Source organism: Streptomyces sp. 15-116A (assembly GCF_025290915.1).
Taxonomy (GTDB): Bacteria; Actinomycetota; Actinomycetes; order Streptomycetales; family Streptomycetaceae; genus Streptomyces.
The window spans coordinates 1-25,322 of record NZ_JAOCQE010000072.1 but is presented as its reverse complement, the minus strand read 5'-3'; the positions used below and the strand labels follow the sequence as shown (position 1 = coordinate 25,322).

Below are 25,322 nucleotides of genomic sequence, written 5' to 3'. Positions count from 1 at the left end.
CGGCTCGTGCCGCGCGTACCTGCGGCTGAAGCGGGCGGTGCCGTGGGACAGCGAGCGCAGGTCCACGGCGTACCGGCCGATCTCGATCTCCGGCACCTCCGCCTTGATCAGCGTGCGCCCGCCGGCCGCCTGTTCGGTGCCGAGGACCCGGCCGCGCCGGCCGGACAGGTCGCTCATCACCGAGCCCACGTAGTCGTCGCCGACCAGGACGCTCACCTCGGCCACCGGCTCCAGGAGCAGGATCTTCGCGTCCGCCGCCGCCTCCCGCAGGGCGAGCGCGCCGGCCGTCTGGAACGCGGCGTCGGAGGAGTCCACCGAGTGCGCCTTGCCGTCCAGCAGCGTCACCCGCACGTCGATCAGCGGGTACCCGGCGACAACTCCCTTGGCGGCCTGGGCCCGTACGCCCTTCTCCACGGACGGGATGAACTGCCGCGGCACCGCGCCGCCGACCACCTTGTCCACGAACTCGATGCCCGAACCGCCCGGCAGCGGCTCCACCTCGATCTCGCAGATCGCGAACTGGCCGTGCCCGCCGGACTGTTTGACGTGCCGTCCGCGACCGGCGGCCTTGCCGCCGAAGGTCTCGCGCAGCGAGACCTTGTGCGGTACGACGTCGACCTGGACGCCGTAGCGGCTGCGCAGCCGCTCCAGGGCCACGTCCGCGTGCGCCTCGCCCAGGCACCACAGGACCACCTGGTGGGTGTCCTGGTTCTGCTCCAGCCGCATCGTCGGGTCCTCGGCGACCAGCCGGGCCAGGCCCTGGGAGAGCTTGTCCTCGTCGGGTTTGCTGTGCGCCTGGATGGCCAGCGGCAGCAGCGGGTCGGGCATCTCCCACGGCTCCATCAGCAGCGGGTCGTCCTTGGCCGACAGGGTGTCCCCGGTCTCCGCGCGGCTCAGCTTCGCCACACAGGCGAGGTCGCCGGCGATGACGTGCGACACCGGCCGCTGCTGCTTGCCGAACGGTGTGGACAGGGCGCCGATGCGCTCGTCGACGTCGTGGTCCTCATGGCCCCGGTCGGCCAGCCCGTGCCCGGAGACGTGCACCGTCTGGTCCGCCCGCAGCGTCCCGGAGAACACCCGGATCAGGGAGAGCCGGCCCACGTACGGGTCGGAGGAGGTCTTCACGACCTCCGCGACCAGCGGCGCCTCGGGGTCGCACGGCTTCAGTTCGCGCGGCTTGCCGTCCACGGTGGTGACGCGCGGCGTGCCGTGCTCCAGCGGGGTCGGGAAGCCGCGCGTGATCAGTTCCAGGAGCTCCACCGTGCCGAGGCCCTGGCGGGCGCCCTCACCGGCGGGGGCGGCGGCCAGGACGGGGAAGAACACCCCGCGTGCGACCGCCCGCTCCAGGTCCTCGATCAGCGTCTTGACGTCGACCTGCTCACCGCCGAGATAGCGGTCCATCAGGGTCTCGTCCTCGCTCTCCGAGATGATCCCCTCGATGAGCCGGTTGCGGGCCTCCTCGATCAGCGGCAGCTGGTCCTCGCCGGGCTCGGACTCCTTGCGCTCGCCGGTGGAGTAGTCGAACAGCTTCTGCGACAGCAGTCCGATCAGTCCCGTCACGGGCGCGTGCCCGTCGGGCCCCTCCGGGCCGTGCAGCGGCAGGTACAGCGGCAGCACGGCGTCCGGGTCGTCCCCGCCGAAGGTCTCCGCGCAGATCCCGGTCATCTCCTCGAAGTTCGCGCGGGCGGCCTCCAGGTGCGTGACGACGATGGCGCGCGGCATGCCGACGGCCGCGCACTCGTCCCACACCATGCGGGTCGAGCCGTCCACGCCGTCGGAGGCCGAGACGACGAAGAGGGCCGCGTCCGCCGCGCGCAGACCGGCCCTGAGTTCCCCGACGAAGTCGGCGTATCCGGGGGTGTCCAGGAGGTTGATCTTGATGCCGTCCCATTCGACCGGCACCAGGGAGAGCTGTACCGAGCGTTGCTGCCGGTGCTCGATCTCGTCGTAGTCGGAGACGGTGCCGCCGTCCTCCACGCGGCCCGCCCGGTTGATCGCCCCCGCGGTCAGCGCGAGAGCCTCCACCAGAGTCGTCTTGCCCGATCCGGAGTGGCCGACCAGCACCACATTCCGTACGGACGTGGGATGGTCGGCCGCCTGTGCCCTGCCGGCGGCTCCGGGGTGTGTGTGCGCCTTGTCGCCCATGGTCCTGCCTCCCGTGCACGGTGAGGTCACTGTGGGCGCGGACACGCGGGATCCGCGTGCGGAGCGGCTCCGGCGACGCCCGCGGTCCTTCGAGCTTTCCACTCCCGTCACGGTGCGTCCATACGAAAGACCGGAACCCGCCACCCACGGGCCCCGCACCGCCTCGAGAGAGGGCCCGCGGCGGGCCGCGACGCGGGCGCCCGGGTGCCCGGCCGCCGCCCGGACACGCGCGTGGCTACGATTGGGCCCCGCCGGTGGCCAGCAGGGGCCACGCGGCCACACCGACCGTCGGGAAGGCCATGCTGAACAAGTACGCGCGTGCATTCTTCACGCGTGTCCTCACACCGTTCGCCGCGTTTCTCATCCGGCGGGGGGTCAGCCCCGACACGGTCACGCTCATCGGCACCGCGGGTGTGGTCGCGGGCGCGCTGGTCTTCTACCCCAGGGGCGAGTTCTTCTGGGGCACGGTCGTGATCACGCTGTTCGTGTTCTCCGACCTCGTCGACGGCAACATGGCCCGCCAGCTGGGCCGCTCCAGCCGCTGGGGCGCCTTCCTCGACTCCACCCTGGACCGGGTGGCCGACGGGGCGATCTTCGGCGGGTTCGCCCTGTGGTACGCCGGGCAGGGCGACGACAACATCCTGTGCGCCGTCTCGATCTTCTGCCTGGCCAGCGGTCAGGTGGTGTCGTACACCAAGGCGCGCGGCGAGTCGATCGGCCTGCCGGTCGCGGTCAACGGTCTGGTCGAGCGGGCCGAGCGGCTGGTGGTCTCGCTGGTCGCGGCCGGTTTCGCGGGCCTGCACACGTTCGGGGTACCCGGCATCCAGTACCTGCTGCCCATCGCCCTGTGGATCGTCGCCGTCGGCAGCCTCGTCACGCTGATCCAGCGGGTGGTCACCGTCCGCCGCGAGTCCGCCGAGGCGGAGGCCGCCGACGCGCAGTCCGCGGACGCGGGCCGGGCCGGGACCCGGGGGAGCGAGGCCGCCACGTGAGCGCCCAAGAACGGCTCACCGACGCGCTGTACGGCGCCGGGTGGGCGACGGTGAAGAAACTCCCCGAGCCGGCCGCCGTGCGGCTCGGACGGACCATCGCCGACCTCGCCTGGAAACAGCGCGGCAAGGGCGTGCTGCGCCTGGAGAGCAACTACGCGCGCGTGGTGCCCGGCGCGAGCCCCGAGCGGCTCGCCGAGCTGTCCCGCGCGGGGATGCGGTCGTATCTGCGCTACTGGATGGAGTCCTTCCGTCTGCCCGCGTGGAGCCCCGAGCGCATCAGGAGCGGCTTCGACCCCAAGGACCTGCACCATCTGACCGACGGCATGGCCCGCGGCAAGGGCGTGATACTCGCCCTGCCGCACCTCGCCAACTGGGACCTCGCCGGCGCCTGGGTCACCACCGAGCTGGGCATCCCGTTCACCACCGTCGCCGAACGCCTGAAGCCCGAGACCCTGTACGACCGTTTCGTCGCCTACCGCGAGAGCCTCGGCATGGAGGTCCTGCCGCACAGCGGCGGCAGCGCCTTCGGCACGCTCGCCCGGCGGCTGCGCGACGGCGGCCTGGTCTGCCTGGTCGCCGACCGCGACCTGTCCGCCTCCGGGGTCGAGGTCGACTTCTTCGGCGAGACCGCCCGGATGCCGGCCGGGCCCGCGCTGCTCGCCCAGCAGACCGGGGCGCTGCTGCTGCCGGTGACGCTCTGGTACGACGACTCGCCCGTGATGCGGGGGCGGGTCCATCCCCCGGTCGAGGTGCCCGAGTCAGGCACGCGCGCGGAGAAGACGTCTGTCATGACACAGGCGCTGGCCGACGCCTTCGCCACGGGGATCGCCGAACATCCGGAGGACTGGCACATGCTGCAGCGCTTGTGGCTGAAGGACCTCGATCCCGCGAAGGGGCCCGCGTGAGGATCGGCATCGTCTGCCCGTACTCCTGGGACGTGCCCGGGGGCGTGCAGTTCCACATCCGCGACCTGGCCGAGTACTTCATCCGCCTCGGCCACGAGGTGTCCGTGCTCGCCCCGGCCGACGACGACACCCCGCTGCCGCCGTACGTCGTCTCCGCCGGCCGCGCGGTGCCGGTGCCGTACAACGGCTCGGTGGCCCGCCTGAACTTCGGCTTCCTCAGCGCCGCGCGGGTGCGGCGCTGGCTGCACGACGGCTCCTTCGACGTCATCCACATCCACGAGCCGACCTCGCCCTCGCTGGGCCTGCTCACCTGCTGGGCCGCCCAGGGGCCGATCGTCGCCACCTTCCACACGTCCAACCCGCGCTCCCGCGCGATGATCGCCGCGTACGCCATCCTCCAGGCGGCCCTGGAGAAGATCAGCGCGCGGATCGCGGTCAGCGAGTACGCCCGCCGCACCCTCGTCGAGCACCTCGGCGGCGACGCGGTGGTGATCCCCAACGGCGTCGACGTCGACTTCTTCGCCAAGGCCGAGCCCAAGCCGGAGTGGCAGGGCGACACCATCGGCTTCATCGGCCGCATCGACGAGCCCCGCAAGGGACTGCCGGTGCTGATGAGGGCCCTGCCGAAGATCCTCGCCGCCCGGCCGGGGACCCGGCTGCTGGTCGCGGGACGCGGTGACGAGGAGGAGGCGGTGGAGAGCCTGCCGAAGGAACTCCGCTCCCGGGTCGAGTTCCTCGGCATGGTCAGCGACGAGGACAAGGCGCGCCTGCTGCGCAGCGTCGACGTGTACGTGGCGCCCAACACCGGCGGCGAGAGCTTCGGCATCATCCTCGTCGAGGCCATGTCCGCGGGCGCCCCCGTGCTCGCCTCCGACCTGGACGCCTTCGCCCAGGTCCTCGACCAGGGCGCGGCCGGCGAGCTGTTCCCCAACGAGGACGCGGACGCCCTCGCCGAGAAGGCGGTGCGGCTGCTGGAGAACCCCGAGCGCCGCGCCGAACTGAGCGAGCGCGGCAGCACCCACGTCCGCCGCTTCGACTGGTCCACGGTCGGCGCGGACATCCTGTCGGTCTACGAGACGGTCACGGCAGGCGCGGCAGCGGTGGCGACGGACGACCGCACGACGGGGCTGTGGTCGCGCTTCGGGCTGGCGAGGGACTGAGCCGGGCATTCGGACCGTGGAGCCGCCCGATAACCTGCGCCCGTGACCGCAACCCTCATCTGGATCCTCGTCGTCCTCGTCCTGATCGGTGTCTATCTGAGCTGGACGGCGGGGCGGCTGGACCGGCTGCACGCGCGGATCGACGCCGCCCGGGCCGCGCTGGACGCCCAATTGCTGCGCCGTGCCTCCGTGGCCCAGGAGCTCGCCACCTCCGGCGTGCTCGACCCGGCCGCCTCGATCGTGCTCTACGAGGCCGCGCACGCGGCCCGGCAGTCGGTCGAGGAGCAGCGGGAGGTCGCCGAGAGCGAACTGAGCCAGGCACTGCGTGCCGTGTTCGCCGAGCCGCAGCAGGTGGAGGCGGTCAAGGAGGCGCCCGGGGGAGAGGAGACGGCCCTGGAGCTCGCCGAGGCGGTCCGCAGGGTCCCTATGGCCCGCCGCTTCCACAACGACGCCGTACGGGCCGCACGCGCCCTGAGAAGGCACCGCAAGGTGCGCTGGTTCCGGCTGGCGGGTCACGCGCCGTTCCCCATGGCGTTCGAGATGGACGACGAACCGCCCGCCGCCCTCATAGAGCGCGCCGCGTAGCGGCACGCAAAAGGATCCACCGGCTTCTCATTGGCCCTTGCTGTGGACTGCTCCGTTCACGTTTCCTCAGTGCTGCAGAAACCCTCTTTTCCCCCTTCAGTGAGGTATTCGTGTCCAGCACGCTCTCCGAGAACCAGGGTCCCGAGACCGGCACCGCCCGCGTGAAGCGCGGCATGGCCGAGCAGCTCAAGGGCGGCGTGATCATGGACGTCGTCACGCCCGAGCAGGCCAAGATCGCCGAGGACGCGGGCGCCGTCGCCGTCATGGCCCTGGAGCGGGTCCCGGCCGACATCCGCAAGGACGGCGGCGTGGCCCGCATGTCCGACCCGGACATGATCGAGGGCATCATCGACGCGGTGTCGATCCCCGTGATGGCCAAGTCCCGCATCGGCCACTTCGTCGAGGCCCAGGTCCTGCAGTCCCTCGGCGTCGACTACATCGACGAGTCCGAGGTGCTCACGCCGGCCGACGAGGTGAACCACTCCGACAAGTGGGCGTTCACCACCCCCTTCGTCTGCGGTGCCACCAACCTGGGCGAGGCCCTGCGCCGCATTGCCGAGGGCGCCGCCATGATCCGCTCCAAGGGCGAGGCCGGCACCGGCAACGTCGTCGAGGCCGTGCGCCACCTGCGCCAGATCAAGAACGAGATCGCCCGCCTGCGCGGCTACGACAACCACGAGCTGTACGCCGCCGCCAAGGAGCTGCGCGCCCCGTACGAGCTGGTCAAGGAGGTCGCCGAGCTGGGCAAGCTCCCGGTCGTGCTGTTCTCCGCCGGTGGTGTCGCCACCCCGGCCGACGCCGCGCTGATGCGCCAGCTCGGCGCCGAGGGCGTCTTCGTCGGCTCCGGCATCTTCAAGTCCGGCGACCCGGCCAAGCGCGCCGCCGCCATCGTCAAGGCGACCACCTTCTACGACGACCCGAAGATCATCGCGGACGCGTCCCGCAACCTGGGCGAGGCCATGGTCGGCATCAACTGCGACACCCTCCCCGAGACCGAGCGCTACGCCAACCGCGGCTGGTAAGCACCCATGAACACCCCTGTCATCGGCGTCCTGGCCCTCCAGGGCGACGTACGGGAGCACCTCATCGCCCTGGCCGCGGCCGACGCCGTGGCCAGGCCGGTGCGGCGCCCCGAGGAGCTCGCCGAGGTCGACGGTCTCGTCATCCCCGGCGGTGAGTCCACCACCATCTCCAAGCTGGCCCATCTCTTCGGCCTGATGGAACCCCTCCGCGCGCGCGTGCGGGACGGCATGCCCGTCTACGGCACCTGCGCCGGCATGATCATGCTCGCGGACAAGATCCTCGACCCGCGCTCGGGGCAGGAGACCGTCGGCGGCATCGACATGATCGTGCGCCGCAACGCCTTCGGACGGCAGAACGAGTCCTTCGAGTCCGCGGTCCAGGTCAAGGGCATCCCCGGCGATCCCGTGGAGGGCGTCTTCATCCGCGCCCCGTGGGTGGAGTCCGTGGGCGCCGGGGCCGAGGTGCTCGCCGAGCACGACGGCCACATCGTCGCGGTCCGCCAGGACAACGCGCTGGCCACGTCGTTCCACCCGGAACTCACCGGCGACCACCGCGTGCACGGCCTGTTCGTGGACATGGTGCGCGCATGGCGGACGGCCCGGTCCTTGTAGGATTCCAGCGTTCGTTGCAGAGATGGGTTACGCGAAGGAGACAGGCAGATGTCCGGCCACTCTAAATGGGCCACGACGAAGCACAAGAAGGCCGTGATCGATGCCAAGCGCGGCAAGCTCTTCGCGAAGCTGATCAAGAACATCGAGGTCGCGGCCCGTATGGGCGGTGCCGATCCCGACGGTAACCCGACGCTGTACGACGCCATCCAGAAGGCCAAGAAGTCGTCGGTCCCGAACAAGAACATCGACTCGGCGGTCAAGCGCGGTGCGGGCCTGGAGGCCGGCGGCGCCGACTACGAGACGATCATGTACGAGGGCTACGGTCCGAACGGTGTCGCGGTGCTCATCGAGTGCCTCACCGACAACCGCAACCGCGCCGCCTCCGAGGTCCGCGTGGCCATGACCCGCAACGGCGGCTCCATGGCCGACCCGGGCTCGGTGTCGTACCTGTTCAACCGCAAGGGCGTGGTGATCGTCCCCAAGGGCGAGCTGACCGAGGACGACGTCCTCGCCGCCGTCCTGGACGCGGGCGCCGAGGAGGTCAACGACCTCGGCGAGAACTTCGAGGTGATCAGCGAGCCGACCGACCTGGTCGCGGTCCGCACCGCCCTCCAGGACGCCGGGATCGACTACGAGTCCGCCGACGCCAACTTCGTCCCGACCATGCAGGTCGAGCTGGACGAGGAGGGCGCGAAGAAGATCTTCAAGCTGATCGACGCGCTCGAGGACAGCGACGACGTGCAGAACGTCTTCGCCAACTTCGACGTCAGCGACGAGATCATGGAGAAGGTCGACGCGTAACGCCGCGGCGGGCTCGGAGGGTTCAGCGGGTTCGGCGCGCTCAGCGGGTTTCGACGGGCCGACGGGACACACCCCGTCGGCCCGTCGCGTTGTCAGTGGCACCCGATAGCCTGCACAAACAGGTGATCGATGGGAGGGCTCGTGCGCGTACTGGGGGTGGACCCGGGGCTGACCCGGTGCGGCGTCGGCGTCGTCGAGGGGGTCGCGGGCCGGCAGCTGACCATGCTCGGCGTCGGCGTCGTGCGCACACCGGTGGACGCCGAGCTGGGCCATCGCCTGGTCGCCATCGAGCAGGGCCTCGAAGCCTGGCTCGACGAGTACCGGCCCGAGTTCGTCGCCGTGGAGCGCGTCTTCAGCCAGCACAACGTGCGTACGGTCATGGGCACCGCCCAGGCCAGCGCCGTCGCCACGCTGTGTGCCGCCCGCCGCGGCATCCCCGTCGCGCTGCACACGCCGAGCGAGGTCAAGGCCGCCGTCACCGGCAGCGGCCGCGCGGAGAAGGCCCAGGTCGGCGCCATGGTCACGCGGCTGCTGCGGCTCAGTGCACCGCCGAAGCCCGCCGACGCGGCCGACGCCCTGGCCCTTGCCATCTGCCACATCTGGCGCGCCCCCGCGCAGAACCGCCTCCAGCAGGCCGTCGCCCTGCACGCCTCGCACACATCGAAAGGCCATACGACATGATCGCCTTCGTCAGCGGCACGGTCGCCGCGCTCGCCCCCGACGCCGCGGTGGTCGAGGTCGGCGGCGTCGGCATGGCCGTCCAGTGCACGCCGAACACGCTGTCGACGCTGCGGATCGGCCAGCCGGCGAAGCTCCACACGTCCCTGGTGGTCCGCGAGGACTCCCTCACGCTGTACGGCTTCGCCGACGACGACGAACGCCAGGTGTTCGAGCTGCTCCAGACCGCCAGCGGCGTCGGCCCGCGACTCGCCCAGGCGATGCTCGCCGTGCACACCCCCGACGCCCTGCGCCGCGCCGTCGCCACCGGCGACGAGAAGGCCCTCACCGCCGTCCCCGGCATCGGCAAGAAGGGCGCGCAGAAGCTGCTCCTGGAACTGAAGGACCGGCTCGGCGAACCGGTGGGCGCTCCGGCCGTCGGCGCCCCCGTGAGCACCGGCTGGCGCGACCAGCTGCACGCGGCCCTGATCGGACTGGGGTACGCGACCCGCGAGGCCGACGAGGCGGTCGCCGCCGTGGCCCCCCGGGCCGAGGCCGCCGGGGGCACACCCCAGGTCGGCGCGCTGCTGAAGGCGGCCCTGCAGACGCTGAACCGCGCGCGCTAGCCGTACGAAGACCTGGAGACCGGAGAGCTGAGGCACACGCACATGAACTGGGACGACACGACCGACGGCCCCGCCGCCGAAGGGCTCGGCGGTCCCGCCGCCGAAAGGCTGGTGGGATCGGTCGCCGACCGTGAGGATCAGGCCGTCGAGGCGGCCCTGCGCCCCAAGGACCTGGGCGAGTTCATCGGCCAGGAGAAGGTCCGCGAACAGCTCGACCTGGTGCTGCGCGCCGCCCGCGCGCGCGGCGCCACCGCCGACCATGTGCTGCTCTCCGGCGCCCCCGGCCTCGGCAAGACCACCCTGTCCATGATCATCGCGGCCGAGATGAACGCCCCGATCCGCATCACCAGCGGCCCCGCCATCCAGCACGCCGGTGACCTCGCCGCGATCCTCTCCTCCCTCCAGGAAGGAGAGGTCCTCTTCCTCGACGAGATCCACCGCATGTCCCGGCCCGCCGAGGAGATGCTCTACATGGCGATGGAGGACTTCCGCGTCGACGTCATCGTCGGCAAGGGCCCCGGCGCCACCGCCATCCCCCTGGAGCTGCCCCCCTTCACCCTGGTCGGCGCCACCACCCGCGCGGGCCTGCTCCCGCCCCCCTTGCGCGACCGCTTCGGCTTCACCGCGCACATGGAGTTCTACGAGCCCACCGAGCTGGAGCGGGTCATCCACCGCTCCGCCCACCTGCTCGACGTCGAGATCGACACCGAAGGCGCCGCCGAGATCGCCGGCCGCTCCCGCGGCACCCCCCGCATCGCCAACCGCCTGCTGCGCCGCGTCCGCGACTACGCGCAGGTCAAGGCAGACGGCAGGATCACCCGCGACATCGCCTCGGCGGCCCTCAAGGTCTACGAGGTGGACGCCCGCGGCCTGGACCGCCTCGACCGGGCCGTGCTGGAGGCCCTGCTGAAGCTGTTCGGCGGCGGGCCGGTGGGCCTGTCCACGCTCGCCGTCGCGGTCGGGGAGGAACGTGAGACCGTGGAGGAGGTGGCCGAACCCTTCCTCGTACGGGAAGGACTGCTCGCCCGCACCCCGCGCGGCCGGGTCGCCACCCCGGCGGCATGGGCGCATCTCGGCCTCACCCCGCCCCGGTCCCAGGCCGCCGGAAACGGACAAGGGGACCTGTTCGGGGCGTGACGGCGAGCGCATTGGCCGGGGCAGGAACCCCGGTGCCATGCTGAGCGTTGTTCCATGCGCGCGGACTCGCTTAGACTCCGCCGATGCCACCGTTGTCGGCGGCATCACATACCCCCAACCATCAGGCCGTTCACCATCGCGGTCGTGTGAAGGAAGTTCCGACCCGTGAGTCTCCTGACCCTCCTCCCGTTCATTGTGCTCATCGGGGCCATGTTCCTGATGACCCGGTCGGCCAAGAAGAAGCAGCAGCAGGCCATCGAGATGCGGAACCAGATGCAGCCCGGTTCCGGCGTCCGCACCATCGGGGGCATGTACGCCACGGTCAAGGAGGTCAACGAGGACACGGTCCTCCTCGACGCCGGGCCGGGCGTCGAACTGCTCTTCGCCAAGAACTCCATCGGCGCCGTGCTCTCCGACGACGAGTACAACCGCATCGTCCACGGCATCGAGCACGACCTGAAGTCCGACGTCGTGCCCGACGACGCCTCCTCCCTCACCGAGACCGACGACTCCTCCGACGCTGCCGCCGCCTCCGACGACACGCCTGTCGACCTCGGCAAGAAGGACGAGGCCGACGAGCCGGCCGACGCCACGGCCGAGGCGAAGACGGACGACCAGCCGAAGAAGTCCGAAGGCGACTCCGAGGCGAAGTAGTCATGTCCCGGGGCGCGCGGGTCATGCCCGCGCGCCCCGGGACATGCCCAGCTCGCACGGAATCCCGCGACCATGTCATGGCCGCCCGCCCGCCGACCCGGCGCGAGGCGGCCCGAGAGGGAGTACGAGAAGGTGGCAGCACCTAAAAAGGGCCGGAATGCGAGCGCCCAGAGCAAGCCGTGGCGCGCGCTGGCCCTGATTCTGATCGCCATCGTGGCGCTCACCGGCGGAATGTTCGCCTCCGGACACACCACTCCGCGTCTCGGCATCGACCTGGCGGGTGGTACGAGCATCACCCTGCGCGCGGTCCCCGAGGCCGGCCAGGAGTCCGCGATCAACAAGACCAACATGGACACCGCCGTCTCCATCATGGAGCGCCGGGTCAACGGTCTTGGTGTCTCGGAGGCCGAGGTCCAGACGCAGGGCCGGGACAACATCATCGTCAACATCCCCAAGGGCACGAACTCCAAGCAGGCCCGGGATCAGGTCGGTACCACCGCCAAGCTGTACTTCCGCCCGGTGATCGCAACCGAGATGTCCACTGGCGCCGCGCCCACCCCCTCGCCGAGCGCTTCCGACGGTGCCTCGGACAAGGACAAGGCCACCGACAATTCCACCGAGAAGGCGACCGACGGCTCCTCCCCGTCCGCCTCCGGCAGCCCGTCCGCGAGCGCTACGACGCAGGGCCGCGCCGTCACCGACGCGCTGAAGGCCGACGCCACCCCGTCCGCCTCCGCGAGCGACAAGTCCAGCCCCTCCCCGTCCGCGACCGGCGGCACCTCCGACGCGGACAGCAAGCTCCAGGAGCAGTACGCCAAGCTCGACTGCACCAAGCCCTCGGTCCGGGCCGAGGCCGGCAAGGACGCCAAGCCGGGCGAGTCGACCGTGGCCTGCGGCGAGGCCGAACCGGGTCAGTGGCAGAAGTACCTGCTCGGCCCCGTGGCGGTCGACGGCACCGAGGTCGATGACGCGGACGCGGTCCTCGACACCCAGCGCGGCGCGGGCTGGATCGTCACGATGAAGTTCACCGACGGCGGCGCCAAGAAGTTCTCCGAGATCACCGGCCAGCTGGCCCAGAAGCAGACGCCGCAGAACCAGTTCGCCATCGTCCTCGACGACGCGGTGGTCTCGTCCCCCTACGTGAACAGCGCCATCACCGGCGGTTCCGCCGAGATCTCCGGCAGCTTCACCCAGCAGTCCGCCGAGGAACTCGCCAACATGCTGTCCTACGGTGCCCTGCCGCTGACCTTCAAGGAGGACAGCGTCAACACGGTGACGGCCGCTCTCGGCGGTGAGCAGCTGAAGGCCGGTCTGATCGCCGGTGCCATCGGACTCGCCCTGGTCATCATCTATCTCCTGGTCTACTACCGGGGCCTGTCGTTCATCGCCGTCGCCTCGCTGCTGGTCTCCGCGGCCCTCACCTACGTGATCATGTCGCTGCTCGGCCCGGCCATCGGCTTCGCGCTCAACCTCCCGGCCGTCTGCGGTGCCATCGTCGCGATCGGTATCACCGCGGACTCGTTCATCGTGTACTTCGAACGCGTCCGGGACGAGATCCGCGAGGGCCGCTCGCTGCGCCCCGCCGTCGAGCGGGCCTGGCCGCGCGCCCGGCGCACCATCCTGGTCTCCGACTTCGTGTCGTTCCTCGCCGCCGCGGTGCTCTTCATCGTCACCGTCGGCAAGGTCCAGGGCTTCGCGTTCACGCTCGGTCTGACCACCGTCCTCGACGTGGTCGTGGTGTTCCTCTTCACCAAGCCGCTGCTCACGCTGATGGCCCGCCGAAAGTTCTTCGCGAGCGGTCACAAGTGGTCGGGCCTCGACCCGAAGGCACTGGGCGCCAAGCCGCCGCTGCGCCGCACCCGCCGCCCCGCCGGTCCCGTCGAGACGAAGGAGGCGTGAGCGATGTCGAAACTCGGCAACCTCGGCGCCCGACTGCACCATGGCGAGGTCGGCTACGACTTCGTCAAGAACCGCAAGATCTGGTACGGCATCTCCATCCTGATCACCATCACGGCCATCCTCGGCCTGGCGGTGCGGGGCCTGCACCTGGGCATCGAGTTCCAGGGCGGAGCGGTCTTCAACACCCCGAAGAACATGAGCGTCTCGGTCGCCCAGGCCGAGGAGTACGCGGAGGAGGCGTCCGGCCACGACGCCATCGTCCAGAAACTGGGCAACGGCTCTCTGCGCATCCAGGTCGCCGGCATCGACACCGCGCAGTCCGACAAGGTCTCGGCCCAGCTCGCCAAGGACCTGAACGTCTCGGAGAGCGATGTCACCGGCGAACTGGTCGGCCCGAGCTGGGGTGAGCAGATCGCCAACAAGGCCTGGCAAGGCCTCGGCATCTTCCTCGTCCTCGTCGTGATCTATCTGGCGATCGCCTTCGAGTGGCGCATGGCCCTCGCCGCGTTCGTCGCGCTGATCCACGACATCACCATCACCGTCGGCATCTACGCCCTCGTCGGCTTCGAGGTCACGCCCGGCACGGTGATCGGTCTGCTGACGATCCTCGGTTACTCGCTCTACGACACGGTCGTGGTGTTCGACAGCCTCAAGGAACAGACCAAGGACATCACCAAACAGACCCGCTGGACCTACAGCGAGATCGCCAACCGCTCGATCAACAGCACCCTGGTGCGTTCCGTCAACACCACGGTGGTCGCGCTGCTGCCGGTGGCGGGCCTGCTGTTCATCGGTGGCGGTGTCCTCGGCGCGGGCATGCTGAACGACATCTCCCTGTCGCTGTTCGTCGGCCTCGCCGCCGGTGCGTACTCCTCGATCTTCATCGCCACCCCGCTCGTCGCCGACCTCAAGGAGCGCGAGCCGGCGATGAAGGCACTGAAGAAGCGCGTACTCGCCAAGCGGGCCCAGGGCGGCACGCCGGAGCCCGAGCCGGCCCGCGCAGGCGCCGACGGCTACGACGACGAGCCGGAGGACGCGGCTCCCGCGGTCGTCGGCCCGCGCAGCCAGCCGGCGTCCCGCAACCGCGGCCGGGGCCGCCCCTCGGGGAAGCGCCGATGACCGAGATCCGGGATCTTCTCCTCAGCCGCATCCGGGACGTGGCCGACTACCCGGAGCCGGGCGTGATGTTCAAGGACATCACCCCGCTCCTGGCGGACCCGGCGGCCTTCACCGCGCTCACCGACGCTCTGGCCGGCATCGCCGAGCAGACCGGTGCCACCAAGGTCGTCGGCCTGGAGGCGCGCGGCTTCATCCTCGGCGCCCCGGTCGCCGTCCGCGCCGGTCTCGGCTTCATCCCCGTCCGCAAGGCGGGCAAGCTCCCCGGAGCCACCCTCGGCCAGGCCTACGAGCTGGAGTACGGCTCGGCCGAGATCGAGGTGCACGCCGAGGACCTCGCCGCCGACGACCGCGTCCTGGTCGTCGACGACGTGCTGGCCACCGGCGGCACCGCCGAGGCGTCGCTCCAGCTCATCCGCAGAGCCGGTGCCGAGGTCGCGGGCCTCGCCGTCCTGATGGAACTCGGCTTCCTCGGCGGCCGGGCCCGCCTGGAACCGGCCCTGGCCGGCGCCCCGCTGGAGGCGCTGCTCACGGTCTGACCTGCGACGCGAGCAGCGCGCAGGACGTAGGGGACACCGCAGGGGCGGGCCCGGAGGAATCCGGTGTCCGCCCCCGGTGTTTGCGCAGTTGACCGTCCTCACATCGGACTACAGGCGATCGGTCGGCCCGGGATCGCTACCATGGGATCTCCGGAGCCTGACCGGGGGACCCGGATCGCGCACGAGGAGCCCTCTTGCCAGACGAGGCCCAGCACCTGACCGCCGCCAAGCCCGAGTCCGCCTCGGCGGCCGCGGCCAAGCCCGCGCCGAGCGCGCCCCAGGCGAAGAACGACAGCCGCGGGCCGGTCCAGCACGCCCAGGCCGCCTCCGTCGACAAGCCCGAGCAGCCACGCCCCAAGCCGGCCCCGCCCGAGCGCTCCGCGCCGATGGCCCGCCCCAACACCGGACAGCCCGCCCGCTCCGGCTCCTCCAACCGCGTCCGCGCCCGCCTGGCCCGGCTCGGTGTGCAGCGCGCCAACCCGTACAACCCGGTCCTGGAGCCGCTGCTGCGGATAGTGCGCAGCAACGACCCCAAGATCGAGAACTCCACGCTCCGCCAGATCGAGAAGGCCTACCAGGTCGCCGAGCGCTGGCACCGCGGCCAGAAGCGCAAGAGCGGCGACCCGTACATCACCCACCCCCTCGCCGTCACCACCATCCTCGCCGAGCTCGGCATGGACCCGGCCACGCTGATGGCCGGGCTGCTGCACGACACGGTCGAGGACACCGAGTACGGACTGGAGCAGCTGCGCCGCGACTTCGGCGACACCGTCGCCCTCCTCGTCGACGGCGTCACCAAGCTGGACAAGGTCAAGTTCGGCGAGGCCGCCCAGGCCGAGACCGTGCGCAAGATGGTCGTCGCCATGGCCAAGGACCCCCGCGTCCTGGTCATCAAGCTCGCCGACCGCCTGCACAACATGCGCACCATGCGCTACCTCAAGCGCGAGAAGCAGGAGAAGAAGGCGCGCGAGACCCTCGAGATCTACGCGCCGCTCGCCCACCGCCTGGGCATGAACACCATCAAGTGGGAGCTGGAGGACCTCGCCTTCGCGATCCTCTACCCCAAGATGTACGACGAGATCGTCCGGCTTGTCGCCGAGCGCGCCCCCAAGCGCGACGAGTACCTCGCCATCGTCACCGACGAGGTCCAGCAGGACCTGCGCGCGGCCCGCATCAAGGCGACCGTCACCGGCCGCCCGAAGCACTACTACAGCGTCTACCAGAAGATGATCGTCCGCGGCCGTGACTTCGCGGAGATCTACGACCTGGTGGGTATTCGTGTCCTTGTCGACACGGTCCGCGACTGCTACGCGGCCCTCGGCACCGTGCACGCGCGATGGAACCCGGTCCCCGGCCGGTTCAAGGACTACATCGCGATGCCGAAGTTCAACATGTACCAGTCGCTGCACACGACGGTCATCGGCCCCGGCGGCAAACCGGTCGAGCTGCAGATCCGCACCTTCGACATGCACCGCCGCGCCGAGTACGGCATCGCCGCGCACTGGAAGTACAAGCAGGAGGCCGTCGCCGGCGCCTCCAAGATCCGTACCGACGCGCCCAAGTCGTCCGGCAAGGACAAGGACGCCATCAACGACATGGCGTGGCTGCGGCAGCTCCTCGACTGGCAGAAGGAGACGGAGGACCCGGGCGAGTTCCTGGAGTCGCTGCGCTTCGACCTGTCCCGCAACGAGGTCTTCGTCTTCACCCCCAAGGGCGACGTCATCGCGCTCCCGGCCGGTGCCACACCGGTCGACTTCGCGTACGCCGTGCACACCGAGGTCGGCCACCGCACCATAGGGGCGCGGGTCAACGGCCGTCTGGTCCCGCTGGAGTCCACCCTGGACAACGGCGACCTGGTCGAGGTCTTCACCTCCAAGGCGGCCGGCGCCGGACCCTCCCGCGACTGGCTCGGCTTCGTCAAATCGCCGCGCGCCCGCAACAAGATCCGCGCCTGGTTCTCCAAGGAGCGCCGCGACGAGGCGATCGAGCAGGGCAAGGACGCCATCGTCCGCGCCATGCGCAAGCAGAACCTGCCGATCCAGCGCATCCTCACCGGCGACTCCCTGGTCACCCTCGCGCACGAGATGCGCTACTCCGACATCTCCGCGCTGTACGCGGCGATCGGCGAGGGCCACGTCTCCGCGCAGAACATCGTGCAGAAGCTCGTCCAGGCGCTCGGCGGCGAGGAGGCGGCCACCGAGGAGATCGACGAGACCGTACCGCCGGCCCGCGGCCGCAGCCGCAAGCGCCGCTCCAGCTCCGACCCCGGCGTCATCGTCAAGGGCGTCGAGGACGTCTGGGTCAAGCTGGCCCGCTGCTGCACGCCGGTCCCCGGCGACCCGATCATCGGCTTCGTCACGCGCGGCAGCGGCGTCTCCGTGCACCGCAGCGACTGCGTGAACGTCGACTCGCTCTCCCGCGAGCCCGAGCGGATCCTCGAGGTCGAGTGGGCGCCCACCCAGTCCTCGGTGTTCCTGGTCGCCATCCAGGTCGAGGCGCTGGACCGCTCCCGGCTGCTCTCGGACGTCACCCGCGTGCTGTCCGACCAGCACGTCAACATCCTCTCCGCCGCCGTCCAGACCTCCCGTGACCGCGTCGCGACCTCCCGCTTCACCTTCGAGATGGGCGACCCCAAGCACCTCGGCCACGTCCTGAAGGCCGTACGCGGCGTGGAGGGCGTCTACGACGTGTACCGGGTGACGTCGGCGCGCAACCGGACGTAGAGACCGGCAGACAACGAGGAAGGGGCTCCCGTACGCGCGTACGGGAGCCCCTTCCTGGTGCCTCGCGTCAGCCGGCTCAGCCGCCGAACTCCTGCAGGCCCTTCAGCGCCTGGTCCAGCAGGGCCTGGCGGCCCTCCAGCTCACGCTCCAGCTTCTCCGCCTTGGCGGTGTTGCCCTGGGCGCGGGCCTGCTCGATCTGGCCCTTGAGCTTGTCCACGGCCGCCTGGAGCTGCCCGGTCAGACCCTCCGCACGCGCGCGTGCCTCCGGGTTGGTGCGGCGCCACTCGGCCTCCTCGGCCTCCTGGATGGCCCGCTCGACCGTGTGCATCCGGCCCTCTACCTTCGGGCGGGCGTCCCGCGGCACATGGCCGATGGCCTCCCAGCGCTCGTTGATCGCACGGAACGCGGCCCGGGCCGCCTTCAGATCCGTGATCGGCAGCAGCTTCTCGGCCTCCTCGGCCAGCTCCTCCTTGAGCTTGAGGTTCTCCGACTGCTCCGCGTCACGCTCGGCGAACACCGAGCTGCGGGCGGCGAAGAACACGTCCTGGGCGCCGCGGAAGCGGTTCCACAGGTCCTCCTCGTGCTCGCGCTGGGCGCGGCCCGCGGCCTTCCACTGGGACATCAGCTCCCGGTAGCGCGCCGCCGTCGGACCCCAGTCCGTCGAGTTCGACAGCGACTCCGCCTCGGCGACCAGCCGCTCCTTGGTCCTGCGGGCCTCCTCGCGCTGCGCGTCCAGCTGCGCGAAGTGCTGCTTGCGCCGCTTGGAGAACGCCGAGCGCGCATGCGAGAACCGGTGCCACAGCTCGTCGTCGGACTTGCGGTCCAGCCGCGGCAGGCCCTTCCAGGTGTCCACCAGCGCCCGCAGCCGCTCACCGGCCGCCCGCCACTGGTCGGACGAGGCCAGCTCCTCCGCCTCGGTGACCAGCGCCTCCTTGGCCTTGCGGGCCTCGTCGGACTGCTTGGCCCGCTGCGCCTTGCGCTCCTCGCGGCGCTTGTCCACCAGCTCCACGAGCTTGTCCAGCCGGACCCGGAGGGCGTCCAGGTCGCCGACCGCGTGATGGGCGTCCACCTGCTCGCGGATGTGCTCGATCGCGGCCAGGGCGTCCTTCGACGACAGGTCGGTGGTCTTCACTCGCTTCTCGAGGAGGCCGATCTCGACAACCAGGCCCTCGTACTTGCGCTCGAAGTAGGCCAGCGCCTCCTCGGGGGAGCCCGCCTGCCAGGAACCGACGACCTTCTCGCCGTCGGCCGTACGCACGTACACGGTCCCCGTCTCGTCGACGCGGCCCCACGGGTCGCTGCTCACAGCGCCTCCTCCACATGATGCCTGCGAGGTGCTTGTGTTCCCCCGGGCATCGTCCACAGTTTCGTCACGGCCAACATAGGCGACCGACGGGATGCCTGTCCGCATCCCGCGCGACCGAAGTTCCGCAGTTGGGGGTCAGTTCTTGCTGACCGTAGCCTTGTCGATCACGACCGTCGCGTTGGGCGCCCCGTCGCCCGCTCCGGTGCTCTCCCCGGCCTTGGCGATCTTCTGCAGCACCTTCATGCCGGCCTCCGAGACCGTACCGAACGGTGTGTAGCTGGGCGGCAGCTCGCTGTCCTGGTAGACCAGGAAGAACTGGCTGCCACCACTGTTCTTCTGCCCGGTGTTCGCCATCGCGACCGTGCCCGCCGGGTAGATGTTGTCCTTCAGGCTTTTGTCCTTCAGGTTCTCGTCCGGGATCGTGTAGCCGGGACCGCCGGTGCCCATGCCCGTCGGGTCGCCGCACTGCAGCACGTAGATGCCGTTGGTGGTGAGCCGGTGGCACTTGGTGTGGTCGAAGTAGCCCTGACCGGCGAGGAAGTTGAACGAGTTCACCGTGTGCGGCGCCGCCGACGCCTTCAGCGCCACGTCTATCTCACCGCACGTGGTGTCCAGCTTCATCGTGTACTTCGCCGACTTGTCGATCGACAGCGCCGGCTCCTTCTTCCACGTCTTCGACTTCGGCTTGCCCTCGGCCGGCTTGTCGCACGGGTCCGGCGCCTTCGACGGCGACGCGCTAGGGGTGACCTCCGCGCTCGCGTTGGTCTTGTCGTCGTCCTGCTTGAGCACCCCGGTCGTGTACAGCGCGAGGCTGCCGATCAGGACCACACCGAGCACCGAGGCGATCACCGAGTTGCGGATGCGGGCCTTGCGCCGCGCCTCGGTGCGCCGCTGCTGCTGCCGCAAGAACTTCTCCCGGGCGAGCTGACGCCGCCGCTGTTCCTGGCTGACCACCGGGTTCTCTCCTCATGCGTCTCGTGTGTCGACCGGTACACGTGCGTGCGGTGAGCCGACCGTCTGCGTGTGCCCCGTACCGTATATGGGTTCGCTGAGGATTCGGCAGCGCCGGTAGGCTCTGACCACGGGCGCAGCCCGCCGCAAGCCTCCCGTACCGACACAAACGAAGGACGATCGTGCTCATTGCCGGGTTCCCCGCCGGGGCCTGGGGGACGAACTGTTATCTCGTCGCCCCCGCCGCCGGTGAGGAGTGCGTGATCATCGACCCCGGCCACCAGGCCGCTCCCGGCGTTCAGGAGGCGGTCCGCAAGCACCGGCTCAAGCCGGTCGCCGTCGTCCTCACGCACGGCCACATCGACCACGTCGCCTCGGTCGTCCCCGTCTGCGGAGCGCACGACGTACCGGCCTGGATCCACCCCGAGGACCGCTACATGATGAGCGACCCCGAGAAGGCGCTGGGCCGCTCCATCGGCATGCCGCTGATGGGCGAGCTGACCGTGGGGGAGCCGGACGACGTCAAGGAACTGACCGACGGTACGAAGCTGGAGCTGGCCGGTCTCGAGCTGACCGTGGCCCACGCGCCCGGCCATACCAAGGGGTCGGTGACCTTCGGCATGCCCGAGGCGGCGGACATCCCGCCGATCCTGTTCTCGGGCGACCTGCTGTTCGCCGGCTCCATCGGACGCACCGACCTGCCCGGCGGTGACATGGCCGAGATGCTCGACTCGCTGGCCCGCGTGTGCCTGCCGCTCGACGACTCGACCGTGGTGCTGTCCGGACACGGCCCCCAGACGACCATCGGCCAGGAGCGCGCCACCAACCCCTATCTGCGGCAGGTGGCCGCCGGCCAGGGTGCCTCCGAGGCGCCCCGACGAGGAATGTGACGAGACCTTCCGTGAGCACCTTCAAAGCCCCCAAGGGCACCTACGACCTGATCCCGCCGGACTCCGCCAAGTACCTCGCCGTCCGCGAGGCCATCGCCGCCCCGCTGCGCAACTCCGGCTACGGCTACATCGAGACGCCCGGCTTCGAGAACGTGGAGCTGTTCGCGCGCGGTGTCGGCGAGTCCACCGACATCGTCACCAAGGAGATGTACGCCTTCGAGACCAAGGGCGGCGACCGGCTCGCCCTGCGCCCCGAAGGCACCGCCTCCGTGCTGCGCGCCGCCCTGGAGGCCAACCTGCACAAGGCGGGCAACCTCCCGGTCAAGCTCTGGTACTCCGGCTCGTACTACCGCTACGAGCGTCCCCAGAAGGGCCGTTACCGCCACTTCTCCCAGGTCGGCGCCGAGGCGATCGGCGCCGAGGACCCGGCGCTCGACGCCGAGCTGATCATCCTCGCCGACCAGGCGTACCGCTCGCTGGGCCTGCAGAACTTCCGGATCCTGCTCAACAGCCTGGGCGACAAGGAGTGCCGCCCGGTGTACCGCGCGGCACTGCAGGACTTCCTGCGCGGCCTGGACCTCGACGAGGACACCCGCCGCCGCGTCGACATCAACCCGCTGCGGGTCCTCGACGACAAGCGCGAGTCGGTGCAGAAGCAGCTCACCGGCGCCCCTGTCCTGCGCGACTACCTGTGCGACGCCTGCAAGGCGTACCACGAGGAGGTCCGCGAGCTGATCACGGCGGCGGGCGTCGCCTTCGAGGACGACCCCAAGCTGGTGCGCGGCCTCGACTACTACACGCGCACCACCTTCGAGTTCGTCCACGACGGTCTGGGCTCCCAGTCCGCGGTGGGCGGCGGCGGCCGCTACGACGGTCTGTCGGAGATGATCGGCGGCCCCGCGCTGCCGTCCGTCGGCTGGGCCCTCGGCGTCGACCGCACGGTCCTCGCCCTGGAGGCGGAGGGCATCGAGCTCGAACTCCCCGCCGGCACGAGCGTGTTCGCGGTCCCGCTCGGCGAGGAGGCCCGCCGTGTGCTGTTCGCGAAGGTCACCGAGCTGCGCAAGAACGGCGTCGCGGCGGACTTCTCGTACGGCGGCAAGGGCCTCAAGGCCGCGATGAAGGCGGCCAACCGCTCCGGCGCCCGCTACGCCCTGGTGCTGGGTGAACGCGACCTCGCCGAGGGCGTCGTCCAGCTCAAGGACATGGAGTCCGGCGAGCAGATCGCGGTCGGCGTGAACGAGATCGTGGCGGAGCTGGAATCGCGGCTCGGATGAGGGACGGGGCCGGACGGCACACGGCGGTCCGGCCCGCCCTCGATCACGTGTGTCACCAGGGAACACAGGTCGGCCGAAACCGAACGCTCATGAGTGATCGCCCGTATGTCCTTATGTCCGGTGAACGGCGGGCGCACAGGCCTGTGCGGCACAATGGCCCGTGCCCGAAGCAGGTCCACACTCTCTAGTGACGGAATCGGCGTGATGAGCAAGACGACAGTCAAGGACGTCGCCATGGAGCCCGAACACTCGCCCGCGCAGGCGCGCACCGCCGGGGCGCGGCGCACCGAGGGCGGCAGCCGGGCCTTCGCCCTGCTCCTGCTGATCACCGGCGCGGCCGGGGTGCTCGCCGCCTGGGTCATCACGCTCGACAAGTTCAAGCTGCTCGAGGCCAAGGTCAAGGGCGAGACCTTCACCCCCGGGTGCAGCCTCAACCCGGTCGTCTCCTGCGGCAGCGTGATGGAGAGCGACCAGGCCTCCGTCTTCGGCTTCCCCAACCCGATGCTCGGCCTCGTCACCTACGGCATCGTGATCTGCGTCGGCATGAGCCTGCTCGCCGGCGCCCGCTTCCCGCGCTGGTACTGGCTCACCTTCAACGCGGGCACGCTCTTCGGTGTCGTCTTCTGCGCCTGGCTGACGTTCCAGTCCCTGTACCGGATCAACGCCCTGTGCCTGTGGTGCTGCCTGGCCTGGGTCGCCACGATCCTCATGTTCTGGTACGTGACGTCGTTCAACGTCCGCAAGGGCTTCCTGCCCGCGCCCGGCTGGCTCAAGGGCTTCTTCGGCGAGTTCACCTGGGTCATGCCGGTGCTGCACATCGGGATCATCGGCATGCTGATCCTGACCCGCTGGTGGGACTTCTGGACCAGCTGACGGGGCCCGCTGGATTGTCAGTGCCGTGATTTAGGGTTCTTGTCGTGGAGCCCGACCTGTTCACCGCCGCAGCCGAAGAACGCCAGGAGAAGGACCCGACCGGCAGCCCCCTGGCGGTCCGGATGCGCCCGCGCACCCTCGACGAGGTGGTGGGCCAGCAGCATCTGCTGAAGCCCGGCTCCCCCTTGCGCAGACTCGTCGGCGAGGGCGCTGCGGGCCCTGCCGGACCGTCCTCGGTGATCCTCTGGGGCCCGCCCGGCACGGGCAAGACCACCCTGGCCTACGTCGTGTCCAAGGCCACCAACAAGCGCTTCGTCGAGCTGTCGGCGATCACCGCGGGCGTGAAGGAGGTCCGCGCGGTCATCGACGGCGCCCGCCGCGCCTCCGGCGGCTACGGTCAGGAGACCGTCCTCTTCCTCGACGAGATCCACCGCTTCAGCAAGGCCCAGCAGGACTCCCTGCTCCCGGCCGTCGAGAACCGCTGGGTCACCCTGATCGCCGCGACGACCGAGAACCCCTACTTCTCGGTCATCTCCCCGCTGCTGTCCCGCTCCCTGCTGCTCACCCTCGAACCCCTCACCGACGACGACATCCGCGACCTGATCAAGCGTGCCCTCACCGACGAGCGCGGCCTCAAGAGCGCCGTCACCCTCCCCGAGGACACCGAGAGCCACCTGCTGCGCATCGCCGGCGGCGACGCCCGCCGCGCGCTGACCGCGCTGGAGGCCGCCGCCGGAGCCGCCCTCGACAAGGGCGACAGCGAGATCACGCTGACCACGCTGGAGGAGACGGTCGACCGGGCGGCCGTGAAGTACGACCGCGACGGCGACCAGCACTACGACGTCGCCAGCGCCCTGATCAAGTCCATCCGCGGCTCCGACGTCGACGCCGCCCTGCACTACCTGGCCCGCATGATCGAGGCCGGCGAGGACCCCCGCTTCATCGCCCGCCGCCTGATGATCTCCGCCAGCGAGGACATCGGCCTCGCCGATCCGAACGCGCTGCCCATCGCCGTCGCCGCCGCCCAGGCCGTCGCCATGATCGGCTTCCCCGAGGCCGCGCTCACCCTCAGCCACGCCACCATCGCCCTGGCCCTCGCCCCCAAGTCCAACGCGGCGACCACCGCGATAGGCGCCGCCCTGGAGGACGTACGCAAGGGACTCGCCGGCCCGGTGCCGTCGCATCTGCGGGACAGCCACTACAAGGGCGCGACCAAACTCGGGCACGGCAAGGGATACGTGTACCCGCACGACCTGCCCGAGGGCATCGCCGAGCAGCAGTACGCGCCGGACGCCCTCAAGGACCGCGCGTACTACGAGCCGACCCGGCACGGCGCCGAGGCGCGCTACGCGGACGCCGTGGAGTGGACCAGGAAGCACCTCGGTCGGAAGCGGCCCTGACCACGCGGTAGACTTGCCCGAAGCGCTGCGTCCCGTGCAGTCAGAACGGGACAGTCAGCCGGAGCCCGGCCCTTCGGGGACCGGTTCCAGGAGCGTCGCGCACCGTCGAACGGTGTCGCGGGCAGCCCACCACCACCCGGATTCCCGGGAGCGGTCGGTGGGCCACTCGCGTGCTGCACGTATGTGCCCAGACCAGGGGAGCGGCTGCCCGGCAGGTCCCGCGCGGACCCGCAGGGTTTCCCCGGCTGCGGATGCGACCTCCCGCACCTCCTGACAAGCCGACACTAGGAAATGAGAAACAGTGGCGAACCAGTCCCGCCCCAAGGTCAAGAAGTCGCGTGCCCTCGGCATCGCGCTGACCCCGAAGGCCGTCAAGTACTTCGAGGCCCGTCCGTACCCGCCCGGTGAGCACGGCCGTGGGCGCAAGCAGAACTCGGACTACAAGGTCCGTCTGCTGGAGAAGCAGCGTCTGCGCGCGCAGTACGACATCTCCGAGCGCCAGCTGGTCCGCGCCTACGAGCGTGCCTCCAAGGTGCAGGGCAAGACCGGTGAGGCCCTGATCGTGGAGCTGGAGAAGCGCCTCGACGCGCTGGTCCTGCGCTCGGGCATCGCCCGCACGATCTACCAGGCCCGCCAGATGGTCACGCACGGCCACATCCAGGTCAACGGCAAGAAGGTCGACAAGCCCTCCTTCCGTGTCCGCCCGGACGACGTCGTGCAGGTCCGCGACCGCTCCAAGGAGAAGACCCTCTTCACGATCGCTCGTGAGGGTGGCTTCGCCCCCGACGGTGAGACCCCGCGCTACCTCCAGGTGAACCTCAAGGCCCTGGCGTTCCGCCTGGACCGCGAGCCGAACCGCAAGGAGATCCCGGTGATCTGCGACGAGCAGCTCGTCGTCGAGTACTACGCCCGCTGACCCCAGCAGGCACGCGGTATCTCAGCCCGCCGTCTCCCCGCCCTTCCGGGTGGGCGAGGCGGCGGGTTCCTGCGTGACGGGGGCCGACGCCCCTTGCCGCACCGGTCCCCGCGGCGCCGGCGGGCGCCCCGCCCTCCCG

At 70.4% G+C, this 25,322-nt stretch carries 23 protein-coding genes; 20 read left to right on the top strand and 3 right to left on the bottom strand.

Translation table 11 applies throughout. The features are described 5' to 3' along the window. On the bottom strand, window positions 1–2,145 hold a 2,145-nt coding region (locus N4P33_RS14830; protein ID WP_260827022.1), incomplete at its 3' end, for an elongation factor G-like protein EF-G2. Window positions 2,146–2,444: 299 nt separating this feature from the next. On the opposite strand from N4P33_RS14830, the gene pgsA reads away from it, so the two are divergent. The 15 genes from pgsA to relA all read left to right on the top strand — a co-directional run bounded on the left by pgsA (window position 2,445) and on the right by relA (window position 17,573). Then, window positions 2,445–3,137, top strand: coding sequence for a phosphatidylinositol phosphate synthase (gene pgsA / locus N4P33_RS14825; RefSeq protein ID WP_260827020.1), 693 nt, complete (start codon window positions 2,445–2,447; stop codon window positions 3,135–3,137). Beyond that, window positions 3,134–4,042 (top strand): phosphatidylinositol mannoside acyltransferase, encoded by a 909-nt coding sequence (locus N4P33_RS14820; protein ID WP_260827018.1) that lies wholly within the window; start codon window positions 3,134–3,136, stop codon window positions 4,040–4,042. Before pgsA ends, N4P33_RS14820 begins: the two co-directional genes overlap by 4 nt. After that, the gene (locus tag N4P33_RS14815; RefSeq protein ID WP_260827016.1) at window positions 4,039–5,202 is read left to right on the top strand and encodes a glycosyltransferase family 4 protein; all 1,164 of its coding nucleotides are present in this window, start codon (window positions 4,039–4,041) and stop codon (window positions 5,200–5,202) included. Before N4P33_RS14820 ends, N4P33_RS14815 begins: the two co-directional genes overlap by 4 nt. Window positions 5,203–5,244: 42 nt before the next feature. Then, complete coding sequence (locus tag N4P33_RS14810; RefSeq protein ID WP_260827014.1) at window positions 5,245–5,787, top strand: hypothetical protein; 543 nt, start codon at window positions 5,245–5,247, stop codon at window positions 5,785–5,787. A gap of 110 nt (window positions 5,788–5,897) precedes the next feature. Continuing rightward, a complete protein-coding gene (pdxS, locus tag N4P33_RS14805; RefSeq protein ID WP_048458196.1) occupies window positions 5,898–6,809 on the top strand; it encodes a pyridoxal 5'-phosphate synthase lyase subunit PdxS in 912 nt (303 codons plus the stop codon). 6 nt (window positions 6,810–6,815) lie between these two features. After that, entirely contained in the window at window positions 6,816–7,421 is a 606-nt protein-coding gene (gene pdxT / locus N4P33_RS14800; protein WP_260827010.1) for a pyridoxal 5'-phosphate synthase glutaminase subunit PdxT, read from the top strand. Window positions 7,422–7,469: 48 nt separating this feature from the next. After that, complete coding sequence (locus tag N4P33_RS14795) at window positions 7,470–8,222, top strand: YebC/PmpR family DNA-binding transcriptional regulator (RefSeq protein WP_260827008.1); 753 nt, start codon at window positions 7,470–7,472, stop codon at window positions 8,220–8,222. 141 nt (window positions 8,223–8,363) lie between these two features. Beyond that, window positions 8,364–8,903 carry a crossover junction endodeoxyribonuclease RuvC gene (gene ruvC / locus N4P33_RS14790; RefSeq protein WP_260827007.1) on the top strand — a complete coding sequence of 180 codons (540 nt, stop codon included), beginning with the start codon at window positions 8,364–8,366 and terminating at the stop codon, window positions 8,901–8,903. Beyond that, entirely contained in the window at window positions 8,900–9,505 is a 606-nt protein-coding gene (gene ruvA, locus N4P33_RS14785; protein WP_260827006.1) for a Holliday junction branch migration protein RuvA, read from the top strand. The genes ruvC and ruvA overlap by 4 nt, the downstream gene beginning before the upstream one ends. A gap of 42 nt (window positions 9,506–9,547) precedes the next feature. Then, on the top strand, window positions 9,548–10,642 hold the full coding sequence (gene ruvB, locus N4P33_RS14780) for a Holliday junction branch migration DNA helicase RuvB (RefSeq protein WP_260827005.1): 1,095 nt from the start codon (window positions 9,548–9,550) through the stop codon (window positions 10,640–10,642). 165 nt (window positions 10,643–10,807) lie between these two features. Beyond that, window positions 10,808–11,296, top strand: a complete 489-nt coding sequence (yajC, locus tag N4P33_RS14775) for a preprotein translocase subunit YajC (protein ID WP_260827003.1) — start codon at window positions 10,808–10,810, stop codon at window positions 11,294–11,296. 132 nt (window positions 11,297–11,428) lie between these two features. Beyond that, window positions 11,429–13,195 carry a protein translocase subunit SecD gene (gene secD, locus N4P33_RS14770; protein ID WP_260827001.1) on the top strand — a complete coding sequence of 589 codons (1,767 nt, stop codon included), beginning with the start codon at window positions 11,429–11,431 and terminating at the stop codon, window positions 13,193–13,195. A 3-nt stretch (window positions 13,196–13,198) separates the two neighbouring features. Further along, a complete protein-coding gene (secF, locus tag N4P33_RS14765) occupies window positions 13,199–14,314 on the top strand; it encodes a protein translocase subunit SecF (protein ID WP_260827000.1) in 1,116 nt (371 codons plus the stop codon). Then, window positions 14,311–14,850 carry an adenine phosphoribosyltransferase gene (locus N4P33_RS14760; RefSeq protein ID WP_260826998.1) on the top strand — a complete coding sequence of 180 codons (540 nt, stop codon included), beginning with the start codon at window positions 14,311–14,313 and terminating at the stop codon, window positions 14,848–14,850. Before secF ends, N4P33_RS14760 begins: the two co-directional genes overlap by 4 nt. A 194-nt stretch (window positions 14,851–15,044) precedes the next feature. Then, window positions 15,045–17,573 (top strand): GTP pyrophosphokinase, encoded by a 2,529-nt coding sequence (gene relA / locus N4P33_RS14755; RefSeq protein ID WP_260826996.1) that lies wholly within the window; start codon window positions 15,045–15,047, stop codon window positions 17,571–17,573. Window positions 17,574–17,649: 76 nt separating this feature from the next. Here relA and N4P33_RS14750 read toward each other — a convergent pair whose 3' ends face one another. Further along, window positions 17,650–18,879 (bottom strand): DUF349 domain-containing protein, encoded by a 1,230-nt coding sequence (locus N4P33_RS14750; protein ID WP_260826994.1) that lies wholly within the window; start codon window positions 18,877–18,879, stop codon window positions 17,650–17,652. A gap of 135 nt (window positions 18,880–19,014) precedes the next feature. After that, on the bottom strand, window positions 19,015–19,833 hold the full coding sequence (locus tag N4P33_RS14745) for a peptidylprolyl isomerase (RefSeq protein ID WP_260826993.1): 819 nt from the start codon (window positions 19,831–19,833) through the stop codon (window positions 19,015–19,017). 179 nt (window positions 19,834–20,012) lie between these two features. Here N4P33_RS14745 and N4P33_RS14740 point away from each other — a divergent pair, with 179 nt between their 5' ends. The 5 genes from N4P33_RS14740 to rpsD all read left to right on the top strand — a co-directional run bounded on the left by N4P33_RS14740 (window position 20,013) and on the right by rpsD (window position 25,183). Then, on the top strand, window positions 20,013–20,720 hold the full coding sequence (locus N4P33_RS14740) for an MBL fold metallo-hydrolase (protein ID WP_260826991.1): 708 nt from the start codon (window positions 20,013–20,015) through the stop codon (window positions 20,718–20,720). Window positions 20,721–20,731: 11 nt separating this feature from the next. Continuing rightward, window positions 20,732–21,994: a histidine--tRNA ligase gene (gene hisS, locus N4P33_RS14735; protein ID WP_260826989.1), complete on the top strand. Its 1,263-nt coding sequence runs from the start codon at window positions 20,732–20,734 to the stop codon at window positions 21,992–21,994. A 204-nt stretch (window positions 21,995–22,198) separates the two neighbouring features. Next, window positions 22,199–22,867: a vitamin K epoxide reductase family protein gene (locus N4P33_RS14730; RefSeq protein WP_260826987.1), complete on the top strand. Its 669-nt coding sequence runs from the start codon at window positions 22,199–22,201 to the stop codon at window positions 22,865–22,867. A gap of 44 nt (window positions 22,868–22,911) precedes the next feature. After that, complete coding sequence (locus tag N4P33_RS14725; RefSeq protein ID WP_260826985.1) at window positions 22,912–24,267, top strand: replication-associated recombination protein A; 1,356 nt, start codon at window positions 22,912–22,914, stop codon at window positions 24,265–24,267. Between the two features lie 301 nt (window positions 24,268–24,568). Then, window positions 24,569–25,183 (top strand): 30S ribosomal protein S4, encoded by a 615-nt coding sequence (rpsD, locus tag N4P33_RS14720; protein WP_260826983.1) that lies wholly within the window; start codon window positions 24,569–24,571, stop codon window positions 25,181–25,183. Window positions 25,184–25,322 lie beyond the last annotated feature (139 nt).

What these genes read in the sequence shown, in the direction of transcription:
- pgsA (WP_260827020.1), top strand. Translation starts at nt 2,445, where the DNA reads ATGCTGAACAAGTACGCGCGTGCATTCTTCACGCGTGTCCTCACACCG.
- pdxT (WP_260827010.1), top strand. Translation starts at nt 6,816, where the DNA reads ATGAACACCCCTGTCATCGGCGTCCTGGCCCTCCAGGGCGACGTACGG.
- N4P33_RS14795 (WP_260827008.1), top strand. Translation starts at nt 7,470, where the DNA reads ATGTCCGGCCACTCTAAATGGGCCACGACGAAGCACAAGAAGGCCGTG.
- ruvA (WP_260827006.1), top strand. Translation starts at nt 8,900, where the DNA reads ATGATCGCCTTCGTCAGCGGCACGGTCGCCGCGCTCGCCCCCGACGCC.
- ruvB (WP_260827005.1), top strand. Translation starts at nt 9,548, where the DNA reads ATGAACTGGGACGACACGACCGACGGCCCCGCCGCCGAAGGGCTCGGC.
- secF (WP_260827000.1), top strand. Translation starts at nt 13,199, where the DNA reads ATGTCGAAACTCGGCAACCTCGGCGCCCGACTGCACCATGGCGAGGTC.
- N4P33_RS14760 (WP_260826998.1), top strand. Translation starts at nt 14,311, where the DNA reads ATGACCGAGATCCGGGATCTTCTCCTCAGCCGCATCCGGGACGTGGCC.
- N4P33_RS14730 (WP_260826987.1), top strand. Translation starts at nt 22,199, where the DNA reads ATGAGCAAGACGACAGTCAAGGACGTCGCCATGGAGCCCGAACACTCG.